Here is an 11259-nt window from a genome sequence, read left to right on the forward strand (position 1 = left end):
ACCAGTGCCATAACTCGCTCATTGAGCGCTCAATGGCTATCACGTGCATTTCGCTCACGCCTCAGCACGGCAATCCCATGACTTCTTAGCGCCTTGGACCTCTGGGACAGGGCACACCTAACATTTCGATGCCAGTGCGCAATTTTTATTCCTTTAAGACGACAAGCGTCATCCCAGGAATCAGGCATGCCATCCACGCCTACAGGACGATGGCATGTGCATTGGGACAAAGTGGATTCCCCAGGCGGCGTGGACCCTCTAAGGCGAGGCCGAGCGCTCTACCGGGACCGGCCTCCAAATATCACGTTCTGAATTACCCAGCGAACACATTGATCAGCCTATTTCCGCGACAGCCCGATGACTGCCGCAGCCGGATGACCCGACGATTTGGGACGTCCTGAGCAGACGCATTCGCCATCTCTATTCCAACGTGTGGACCCCGCCCCAGCCAAAGACGGCAGAACCCATTCCATCTAGATCAAATCACTCCTTCATCGCTTGTGAAATCATTTACGGAGAACATATTTCGCTTCAACCCTGTCAATCAAGTAATAAAAAAGCAGGGTTGCAATAAATGAACCAAGCATCATATTCAAGTAGAAATCAATTGACTCTGGATAGTTCTGACACATTTCAGCCATCTTCAAATCAGCCGACTCCGAAACGCACTGTCTGAGCTGCTTGTAAATACTTGAAGCCTTGCTCTGGAAGTGAACCACCAAGACTACAGACAGCACTTTGGCGAGCATCGTAACCCGCCCCAAGGTTTTTGGCGTCATATCACTCACACTTCTCGACTGAATTTTCCATGACAACGTTTCCATCCCTGTCTTTCATCTGGTAGTCGACTGCGAATCCACCTCGACTTCCATGACTGACTGTCGTTGTTTCAACATAACCGCCATAAATTGTTGGTATGTTTGAACTATTAACTGCGCCTGAAACCGCCCAGCCCGCAGTTGTACTAACCACTTTATTCTTAGGCCCCCATATCGCTATCGCACTACCAATTACGTTGGAAACAAAACCAAGTCCGTCAGTATTGCTCTTATTTCTGTCAACTGCCTCGTCAGCACTTATCTTTTTTGAACTAACTTCCTTGTTAGCCGTAGAAGCTCCGCACACGCAATCACGCAGCCCAAATGGGTCAATTCGACTTATCGGATTTCCAAGTGCATAGCTATAGGTATTCAATCCACCCTGAAGGCCAATTGGATCACTCTGCACATACCGCGCGATGCTTGCATCGTAATCCCGGAATCCGTTGTACCAGAGCCCTGTCTCGGCGTCGTAGTACTGCCCTGGGAAACCGATATTCAGCCCACCAATGCTGTCCTGCTGAACACTTCGGCCATAGGCGTAGTTGTAAGCCTTCCACACTGTCTGCTGCCTGGCGTTCGTAGCGAATTCAGGCCGCCCCAGATGATCGGTGTGTACAAAGTTAACTTGCCCACCACGGTCCAAGCCTACCAGCTCGCCGCCGAACCAAAGGTAGTTCGTCCAAGTACCGTCCGTCAGCTCAGAGGTGAGCTGATTCTGCCCCGCGTAGTAGTAGCGGCTCGTGCTTGCGTTGAGCTTCGCTACACGCTGGCCTTGCGCATTGAGCATGTAGTTTGTAACAGCCCCATTGACGTTAGCCTGACTCATCCGATTGAAGGGGCTATAGGTGTAGGTCTGCACACGCGAACCGCTCTTCTCGCTGATCCTGTTACCTACAGCATCGTACTGGTAATGGCGGCTCACACCATCACTCGTGTAGTTCAGGACGCGATTGCTCTGAGGATCGATGCTGTACTGGGTCAGCGAGGTTCCAGCTTGGTAGCGATCGTGATTGCCGCCCGCATCGTACGAAAGCTGGTTGATCACGCCGAATCGCGTCAGGGTGGTCAGGCGGCTCAGCGCGTCGTAGCCAATGACCTGCGTCATGTCCGGGGAGACCCCGTCACCTATCCGGGTGATCTCATTGTCCGCGCTGTGCTGGTAGTCCCAGGCGCTCAGTGCGGTGTTGTCCCCTCGCCGTACGGACATGGAGGTGAGGCGGCCGTCCAGATCGTGGCCATATCCACGCACAAGACCATTGCCGTAAGAGAGGTTGTTTCGAGCACCCGTTGCTTTGTAACTCGCGGCTGTGATCACCGGCTTGGTCACACCGTTGATGGTCACGGACATTGAACCAAGTTGACCGCCGGCCCCGTACCCGTATTCAACAGCGTTTCCATTGGGATAGGTGATCTTGTTAGGCCTGCCAATCCCGTCGAAGCCGTAGGTGGTGCTGTGGTCCGTCGTCGCTCCACCGGCAATGATGAAGTCCCGCCTGATCAAAACTTCACCAGCAGGGCTGTAGGCGAAATGTGTGGATGTGGTTGGAGCGGCCAATCCACATAGCCGGCCCAGCCCCCTACTGCACCAATCATAGCTGTAACTGTGTTGTTGACCGTCGGAATTGACCTCAGTAAGTCGTCCCAAATCGTCATGAGTAAAGGACACCGTACTGCCATCGTTACGCACGGTACCCGTTCGCAGGCCGCCTGCGTTGTATTGGTGGCTCGTGACCCCAGTATCCGGACTGCTCTGCTTCCACAGTTGTCCAAATCCATCGTATTCGAATCTCGTTACCAATCCACGGGGGTCGATCACCTTGGTAACACGATCACCCACGTCGTGGGCCAGCAGTGTCGCGCCACCCGCTGGATCTATCTTCTTCAACAATCGTCCTCGCGCGTCATACTCGAATTTCGTCGTGCGATTCTGCGAATCCGTGATTTGGATCAGACGGTCCTCAGCGTCATAGGCGTAGCGGACGTTCTGACCACTGTTACCGTTCTCCGCCACCAGTCTTCCCAGCTCGTCATACTGATAGTCAACGCTGTAGGAAACTGTGCTCAACGCGATCAGTGTTGCCGTTGCGATGGACATCAGCGCTCTCCTTCCGTGGACTTCAGCATCTGGCCGCCTGGCTCGACTGACATTGGCGCCTGACACTCTCCGTTCGGCTTACAGACCCAGCCAACATTGGACACGGTCACTCCCGTGGTGGCTCGCGGGCCCCACGCTGTACCACTGCTCGCCATCTGCGCAGAATATTCGAAGTACATGTTTCCCGTCCCAGGATTTTCTGGCGCGATGGTTTGACTGAAGACCACCTCTCCGCCAGGAGGAACTGGTGCTGACAGGAGCATGCTGTTGTTTAGGTGGATGAATCCCCAAGCAAGATAGGTATTGCTATGCCAGACGATATTTCCTGTGTTGCGCACCCGAGCAGTCAGCTCGGTGGTTTCTCCATTTACGATATTAGTCGGAGAAGTGTTAAAGCTGATGATCTGCGCGCTAAGTGTGGCCGGTGGAACGGTATGGCTGCCGGATCCGGTAACGACCAGGTTGGATTGTCCAACAGGCGAGATGCCGTGAACGTGCAGCGTTTTGTTGGCGTGGGCCTGGCGGGTGCCAAAGTCTAAGAGCACCCTGAACCGATGCGCAGTTGTCGCCACCTGACAGCTATGTGCGACGGTGGCGTCACCTGGCAGGTTGGCGGTCCCGCTTGCAACGTGCGTGCCCGAACCCGCAGCGCCGCCAGCATAGACGTGGACAGCGATAGGTGCAGCAACACCAACGGAGCACGCCCACCCTTCGATGTATGAGTTCCATGTTTCGTCTTGGACCACCCCACTGACGCCGCCAATGATCGTCGCTGTCGGGATCAGATGATCTGCCGCGCTCGGCAAAGCCCGATTGTAAGTGGCTCCTTGAGGCGATACGCCTTGGACCGAAACAGTTCGGCCACCCAACTGTTGGCGCTGAGCCAAGGTGATTGGCACGCGAAATCCGTACGCTGCTCCACTCGCCTGGCAAACGTTCGCAACCTCAGTACCGGTAGCCCTATTCGCCTTGGTGCTTCCGATGTGCACACCCCCGCTGGCATAGGCGTCGACCTGGATGGATGCGGCGGATCCAGTAGTGCAGGCCCAACCGTGTACGAACCAGTTCCACTGGCCGTCGTGTGCGACACCATCGATGTATCCAACTACTTGGCTATCGGCTGGATAGTCGCTTTGCGATATTTCGGTTCGAGTACGGTTAGAGGCGTTGTCGTAACTATGCTTCACCCTTGCAAACTGCCCGTCTCCGAGGGGCCTAGACTCCAGCACCAGTCTCCGTGCAGCGTCGTAGCTGTAGCTTACTTTGATGCCATCGGGGCGGAGGATGCTCGCCAGATTGCCAGTTGGATCGTAGCTGATAGTCGTCGTGGCCCAGTCATTCCCAATGCTTCTACGAGACGAGGCAACTCTTCCCCGCGCATCGTAAGAGATTTCGGTTACATCGCCATTGACGCCAACGATTCGGCCAGGCTGTCCAAGACCGTTGTAGTTGCTGTAGCTCACGGTGTGACCGAGTGCGTTTTTGACCGCGAGAAGGTCGCCTGACCCACTATATGTTTCGATGACGTCATCTTGCGCGAGAGGTCCGTCGGACTTTATTGATGCCTTTAGCCCATTGGAGTGGTAAGTGTAGGTGTATGTCGTGACGCTGGACTGGCCCACCGCACCAATTGCACTGGCGTTCCGCGCAGTGGATGAGGCTAGGTTTCCCTTGGCGTCATAAGTGAAACTGTTCTCGACGTCGCCCACTATTCTCTGCTTCAGCAAGCGGTTCTTCCCAGTGTCCCACTCCCACGTTGTTGTCCGTTCGGCACTGGTTCCGACCGCCTCAACCTGTTTGAGCAGGAAGCCTTGGGGACTGTAATCAAAGTTGGTCAAATTGTCCGCGAAGTCGTGGACCAGGTCGGGGTAGCCATTGGCGTCATAACTACGCTCCTTATAGCTGGCTGCACATTTCGGTGACGCATCTCCTTTTACCGATACTTGCCTACCATCCTCGTACTTGTAGATAGTCTTACGGCCGAGCGGGTTGGTCTCAGTGACACTGATCTTTACTGCACGGTCCCTGGTGGTCGGAAGTTGGGAAAGCGGGTCTGTAGGCAGGCCAGGTGACCCAGGTACGCCGGGAAGGTTGATAGTTGGGCCGCCGGACGTCGGCAGAGATGGCTGGGAAGGGAAGGACGGCAGGGACTGTGGGGCATAGCAGATTTCTCCTCCTACGCGCGGTTCGCACCATGGTGAGCCCGGCGTACTCCCCGTCCCTCCGGCAGACCGTCCTGGCTGAGCAGGTGCGGGGGGAGGGGCGACGGCTTCCGTCTGAAGTACAGCGTAACTGTAAGTAAAGCGTTCGACTCCACCCGCATGCTCGGAAAGAACCGCGCGCCTGCTCGCATCGTAGGCAAAGGTTGAGTATCGATTGCCATTGAACGATTTGCCTGTAAGGGCGCCGGGGAATCTTGCATCTTCATAGTGGTAGCTGATGGTTGTAGCGGGCGCGCCAGGCATTACAGCAGAGGCGAGTCGGGGGCGGTTACTACCGAAGGCATTGGCGGTATACGTGTATTGGTAAGCGTTCCCGGCTGGGTCCGTTACCCTCACGAGCTGGCCATTACTCCAGGAAAAGTTGATTTGTCGACCCGAAGAATGAGTCACCCGCTGAAGATAACGATTATTGTAAGAGTACGTCCATGCCACGCCTTGTTCATCGCGCTGCTGCGTAATGAATCCTTCGGCGTTATAGCTCTCTGTCCCGCGCTGTTCGTTGTGCAGCGTGAATGAGCCATCGCCGTTTTGCTTGATGTACGCCACCGGTTGCGCTTTGTCCTCGAACCAGTAACCACTGCTCAGGTCACGGAGGAACTTGATTCGCCGACCATCTGGCCGTTGCGACCAAGCCAGATTCCTTTCATCAGAGAATGCCAGTGAGTAGTCGAAGTTGCTCAGCCAGTGTTGGCCAAAGATGCCAACCGCACTCCAATGGTGGTTGTAGGTGCGCTGCAGATACAGGCCCATTTCTCCCTGGCTCGCAAAATCCAGCTCAGGCTCCACCTTGTTCCCAGTGTAAAGAACCACGGGATTCCCACTAACTTCTGGACAGTCGTCCTGCCTATCGTCGGTTTCCTGCTCTTTCGATGTTTGGGCAGGGGCTGCAGTTCCTCCTCCGCCCCCCCCTATTGGCAGCTGGATGTAAGGAGCGGAGATCCCGCTATAGGACTTAAATAGGGGAGGCTGATTGGGTCTAGTCCCACGGACGGTCATCCTTGCCATATCTGTTGTGGCTACCCCACCCCCGCCGTCGGCTTGGCTGATTATTCGCACCTTTTCTTTCGCGGGCGCTGCAAAAGCACTCGTTGATATGACGCCCAAAGAAACGATAGGCAATAGCGTCATCACATAGGAGAAGCGCCTCTTACCCGGGCTATTGGGCGTGCTTTTTCCATCCATGGATACTGACTCATTCACTTAGAATTAAGCTTAAGCTACATCGTTCACGGTTCAGCAAGCAAGCCTGGGGTTGTTTAATAGACTGCCGTGGCGGACGCATGCTCGGCAGTAACGGGCCGATTACATTGATGTACGGCGACTAGGTACGGACTAAGACGTTTGTTGACGACCGTCCCTTCAAGGCTCGTTAGAACAACGAACCCTGCGGCGAGTCCACCCGCGGCGGCAGCGGCCGCAGGAAGCGGGTGCAGTCCAGTTTCGGCCAGTGGCTGTGCTGCGCATCGAAGCCCAGGCGCTTGCCGGCCAGCTTGAAGCGGTTGGACAGCAGATCCGCGTGCACGCCCTCGCCGCGCATGCGCGGGACGAACTGGCTTATGTAGTTCTTGTCTTCGCGCAGGTGGTTGATCGAGCGTGGCGCGGCCCAGATAGCGGGTGTGAGACTAGCTACTCCGCTGTGCAGGTATATTCCACGCGCCATCTTCGGCTGCTGCCACCAGTTTTCGCAGGTGCAGTTGACGCTACGCGAGATGAACGCCATGCAGCGGATCGGTGCACTGATCGCCGGAGAATTGTATGTGGGGTTGGTCCGCGGCCGTGCCCTACCCGCCGCTAACGTCACGCAAACTGCTCAGTGATCCGCTTGCGCTGGTGGGGTTGGAGGTGGCGGTGTTGTCCGCCTCCTGCTGCCATATCCAGTTGGATGAAACGTTACACGACGAGACCGACATCCATCGTCGGCCAGGCAATCAGACAATTGGCAAACCGAACGCCATAATCCACCCATGTCCATCGAACTGCGCCACCTACGCTACTTCCTGGCCGTCGCAGAGACGCTGCACTTCGGCCGCGCGGCCGAGCGGCTGGGGATGTCGCAGCCGCCGCTCAGCCAGCAGATCCGCCAGCTGGAAACACTGCTCGGCGCGCGGTTGTTCCTGCGCGCGAACCGCCGGGTGGAACTGACCGACGCCGGTCGCGTGCTGCAGGAGCAGGCGCGTGAGGTGCTGGCGCGGGTGGAGACCGCGATCGATCTGACCCAGCGCGCGCAGCGCGGGGAAACCGGTGAGCTGCGCATCGGGCTGACCCGGGCCACGCCGCTGTCCACGCAGATTCCGCGCGCGATCTTCGCCTACCGCCAGCAGTTTCCGCAGGTGCAGTTGAAGCTGCGCGAGATGAACACCCTGCAGCAGATCGATGCGCTGATGGCCGGCGAACTGGATGTCGGGTTGATCCGCAAACGTGCCCTGCCCGCGCCGCTGATGTCACGCAAACTGTTCAGTGATCCGCTCGCGCTGGTGGTGCACGACCAGCATCCGCTGGTACGTGAGTTGCCGGCCGATGCGGCGGTGGCGCTGCGGCTTTTCGCGCATGAGCCGTTCGTCGGGTTCCTGCGCGAGGTCGGCGCGGGCATCCACGATCACTTCATCGCGTTGTGCCGGGGCGCCGGCTTCACGCCGCGCATCGTGCAGGAAGCCGGGGAAGCCTCGACACTGATCAGCCTCGCGGCCTCAGGGTTGGGGGTAACGGTGCTACCCGCCTCGTGCAGCCATATCCAGGTGGACGGCGCGCGCTTCGTCGCACTCAGTGATCGAGCGGCCAGTTCGGAAGTGCACGTGGCTTGCCGCCGCGGCACAGCTTCGCCGTTGATCGGTCACTTCACCCGGCTCCTGCAGGGCGTCAGCGGCTGAGCGCAAGCGCGGCGGCGGCCGGTTGCACGCGCTGGCCGAGACGCCACGCGATCACGCCACCGGCCACGGTCAGTACCCCCACGAAACCACATACGCCCAGCCAGTCCCAGTGGGTGTAGAACACGCCGCCAAGCACCCCGGCCACGCTGGAGCCCAGGTAGTAGGCGAACAAATACAGGGCGGACGCTTCGGCGCGCATCGCACCGGCGCGGCTGCCAACCCAGCTGCTGGCCACCGAGTGGCCGCCGAAGAAGCCGAACGTCACCAGCGCGATGCCGGCCGCCATGCAGCCCAGCCACGGCATCGCCAGCAGCACGATGCCCAGCGCGATCAATCCGTAGCAGATTGCCAGCACGCGGCTGCGGCCATGGCGGTTGGCCTGCTGCCCCATCCACGCCGAGCTGAAGGTGCCGACCAGATACACGCTGAAGATCAAACCGACCACGGTCTGGCTGAGGCCATACGGCGGCGCCAGCAGGTGGAAGCCGAGGTAGTTGTAGAGGGTGACGAACACGCCCATCAGCACGAAGGCGGTCGCGAACAGCCACGGCAGACCGGGATCGCCGAACAGGCTGCGCCAGCGCGCCGGCAGTTCGCGCAGGCCGCCACGGCGGCTCTGGAAGTGGCGCGAGGGCGGCAGCTGGATCCACAGCAGCACGGTACTGAGCAGCGCGATCAGCGAGACCACGCCAATGCCCCAGCGCCAGCCCCAATGGTCGGCGACGATGCCCGCGATGAGACGACCACTCATGCCGCCGATCGCATTGCCGCCGATGTACAGGCCCATCGCCAGGCCCAGCGCGCGGCTGTCCATTTCCTCGGCGAGGTAAGTCATGCCCACCGCCGGTACGCCACTGAGCGCGATGCCGAGCAGCGTGCGCAGCACCAGCAGCGTAGTCCAGTCATCCACCATCGCGGTGGCGACAGACAATACGCTCGACGCCAGCAACGCCGCGACCATCACGCTGCGGCGGCCGATGCGGTCGGAGATCAATCCCGCGATCAGCATCGAGACCGCCAGCAGACCGGTGCTCAGCGACAGGGTCAGCGCGCTGTTGGCTGCGGAGACGCCGAAGTGGCGACTGAATTCGGGCAGCAGCGGCTGCACTGTGTAGAGCAGCCCGAAGGTGGAGAAGCCGGCCAGGAACAGCGCGGCCGCCGTGCGCCGGAAGGCCGGGGTGCCCTGCTGGATCTGATCGCCGGCCGCCGCTGCGCTGGTGGTGGCCGGGGGGCTGCGGTCGGGGACCGCTGCGGTGTCGCCATTCATGCCGGTAAGGCCCGCGTGCGTGGGCCGGAGCGAGGAGTCAGCGCTCAGGATAGGCAGCGCGGACAGGTCGATCCATAACCTGATAGGTCTGAATCGAGACGTTGCAGATATCGATTCAGTTCGCGGCCCGGATTACAGCGTCTGCCAGGTCAGGCCTTCGCCGCGCCGGTAGTAAACATGCGAGGCCTTGCCGTACAGCGCGCTGGCCTGGACCAGGCCGAAGAAGCGGCCGTCGGCACTGTTGCCGCGGTGGTCGCCGAGCATCAGCACCTGCCCGGCGGGTACGGTCAGGCCGGTGATGTCCGGCCACCGCCCTGGCCCAGATCCAGCTGCGCCAGATGCTGGCCGAAGTCCTCGATCTCACCCACCCCGGCCTGGGCCAGCGGACGGCCGTTGATGCTCAGGTGACCGTCGTGCAGCTCGACCCGATCCCCGCCGACCGCCGCAATGCGCTTGATCAGCCGGGTGCCGTCCTGCGGGGAATTAAACACCGCCACGTCACCGCGCTGCGGCTGGCCGGTGTGCAGCAGCTCCACCGAGGTGAACGGCAGGCGCACGCCGTAGGCGCGCATGTCCACCACCACCCGGTCGCCCGGCATCAGCGTGTGCTGCATCGAGCCGCTGGGCACTTGGTAGTGGTTGGCCAAGGTGTCGCGCGCCGCGGCGAGCAGGCCGAGCATGACCAGCAGCGGCAGCGCTTCTTTCTTGAGCCAGCGCAGCAGGCGGTGGTCGTTGGGGGCAGCGGCGGCGGGGGTGTCCATACGGGCGCTCCAGGAAGTGTGTGGCTGTGACCGAATGGACGGCGGGCAAGTTCCCTGCCCCGCGCTGAAAAAGCTACGCACTGTTTACGCAGGGGCCGCCCGGTCGGCATCGCGGTTTTACGGGGCGCGGCCGCATCGTGGCGACACCGCGCCGAAGGGCGCTTCGAAGAGACGCTCCATGACCATCCTGCTGATCCGGCACACACCGTCAAACGCCGTGCCGGACGCGTCGCCGCTGCCTGCGCGGGTCGCCGGGCACCGCCTGGCCTGCCGCGACTGCGACTCCCTGCCGGCCCTGGTGCGCTGCCTGCAGCGTGCCCAGCGCAGCCGCCCGGCGCTGGTCCTGATCGCCACCGCGGCGGTCGATGCGCCGCAGTGGGCCCGTTATGGCCAGGCGCTGCGCACCGCGCTGGAGGACCTGCCGGTGCCGTACATCGAGATGGCCAGCAACGACGACGACGCGCTGGACGAGCACCTGCATCCGCAGCACGCCCCGGCCGCGCGGGTCGTCTGCAGCAGCGGCCGCCAGGATGCGTGTCGCCTGTCGCTGGCGATCGCCGCCCATCGCCTGCACGCCGTGGAGGGCTGAGCCATGTCGATCTTCATCATCCGCGGGCCGGAAGCGGCCGGGCAGCTGATCCGTACCGCGCAGCCGCTGCCGCCGCTCGTTCTCAAATCCCTGGTGCACCGTGCGATCGATGCGGGCACCTCGGTGGCGATCCGCGCGTGCGGCTCGGAGCAGGAGTTGCTGGACGCCCTGCGCGTGGCCGATCACAGCCGTGGCGAAGTCACCCTGCTCGATCCGGGTGCGTGCGTGGACAGCGCGCGCCTGCAGCGCCTGCTGCCGCATCTGCACAACGCCTACGTGGAAGTGCACGACGACGATGCGCGCGCACCGGAAGCGTGCTTGCCAGCGGATGTGGGCCAGCGCATCGGCGTGGCGCGCGGCTACTGCGCGCAGAGTTACATGCACGCGCTGGAGATCGCGCTCGATCACCTGGGGTGCAGTGAGATCGCCGAAGGCGTGCACGTGGGGACGTGAGGCGCGGGGTCGGTGGGGCGGGCGCTGGGCCCCTATGCCCTTGGAGGCGAAATAAAGGGTTCTTCACCCAACTCCGGGGAAGGCCGCCCGGATCTTCAGGAAGAAATACGCGTCATCTCGGTATCCGTAGGCAACGCGCTTGATGACCTTGATCTTGTTGTTGATGCCTTCCACCAGGTTCGTC

The 11259-nt window shown here is 60.5% G+C and carries 9 protein-coding genes and 1 pseudogene; 3 read left to right on the plus strand and 7 right to left on the minus strand.

Annotated elements, in window-relative coordinates; genetic code table 11:
- Positions 1-506: 506 nt before the first annotated feature.
- The 4 genes from NJD74_RS19075 to NJD74_RS19090 form a co-directional block, all read right to left on the minus strand.
- Positions 507-788: a hypothetical protein gene (locus tag NJD74_RS19075; protein ID WP_319624786.1), complete on the minus strand. Its 282-nt coding sequence runs from the start codon at positions 786-788 to the stop codon at positions 507-509.
- The gene (locus tag NJD74_RS19080; protein WP_319624787.1) at positions 781-2916 is read right to left on the minus strand and encodes an RHS repeat-associated core domain-containing protein; all 2136 of its coding nucleotides are present in this window, start codon (positions 2914-2916) and stop codon (positions 781-783) included. The genes NJD74_RS19075 and NJD74_RS19080 overlap by 8 nt, the downstream gene beginning before the upstream one ends.
- Positions 2916-5948: a DUF6531 domain-containing protein gene (locus NJD74_RS19085; RefSeq protein WP_296338396.1), complete on the minus strand. Its 3033-nt coding sequence runs from the start codon at positions 5946-5948 to the stop codon at positions 2916-2918. Before NJD74_RS19085 ends, NJD74_RS19080 begins: the two co-directional genes overlap by 1 nt.
- Before the next feature lie 559 nt (positions 5949-6507).
- The gene (locus NJD74_RS19090; RefSeq protein ID WP_296338397.1) at positions 6508-6858 is read right to left on the minus strand and encodes a hypothetical protein; all 351 of its coding nucleotides are present in this window, start codon (positions 6856-6858) and stop codon (positions 6508-6510) included.
- 244 nt (positions 6859-7102) lie between these two features.
- Between NJD74_RS19090 and NJD74_RS19095 the strand changes: the two genes are divergently transcribed.
- Positions 7103-8005 (plus strand): LysR substrate-binding domain-containing protein, encoded by a 903-nt coding sequence (locus tag NJD74_RS19095; RefSeq protein ID WP_296338399.1) that lies wholly within the window; start codon positions 7103-7105, stop codon positions 8003-8005.
- On the opposite strand, the gene NJD74_RS19100 is transcribed toward NJD74_RS19095, so the two are convergent.
- Positions 7995-9272 (minus strand): MFS transporter, encoded by a 1278-nt coding sequence (locus NJD74_RS19100; RefSeq protein WP_319624788.1) that lies wholly within the window; start codon positions 9270-9272, stop codon positions 7995-7997. The two genes, NJD74_RS19095 and NJD74_RS19100, sit on opposite strands and share 11 nt — an antisense overlap.
- Before the next feature lie 132 nt (positions 9273-9404).
- A pseudogene (lepB, locus tag NJD74_RS19105) lies at positions 9405-10033 on the minus strand (signal peptidase I).
- 178 nt (positions 10034-10211) lie between these two features.
- Here lepB and NJD74_RS19110 point away from each other — a divergent pair.
- Positions 10212-10622, plus strand: a complete 411-nt coding sequence (locus NJD74_RS19110) for a hypothetical protein (protein WP_319624789.1) — start codon at positions 10212-10214, stop codon at positions 10620-10622.
- A gap of 3 nt (positions 10623-10625) precedes the next feature.
- Complete coding sequence (locus tag NJD74_RS19115) at positions 10626-11075, plus strand: 3-dehydroquinate dehydratase (protein WP_313208911.1); 450 nt, start codon at positions 10626-10628, stop codon at positions 11073-11075.
- A 63-nt stretch (positions 11076-11138) separates the two neighbouring features.
- On the opposite strand, the gene NJD74_RS19120 is transcribed toward NJD74_RS19115, so the two are convergent.
- Positions 11139-11259, minus strand: a 121-nt coding sequence (locus NJD74_RS19120; RefSeq protein WP_148105806.1) for a transposase, incomplete at its 5' end; no start/stop codon positions are given.

The sequence above is a fragment of the Stenotrophomonas sp. RG-453 genome (assembly GCF_033843685.1).
In the GTDB taxonomy this organism is placed as follows: domain Bacteria; phylum Pseudomonadota; class Gammaproteobacteria; order Xanthomonadales; family Xanthomonadaceae; genus Stenotrophomonas; species Stenotrophomonas bentonitica_A.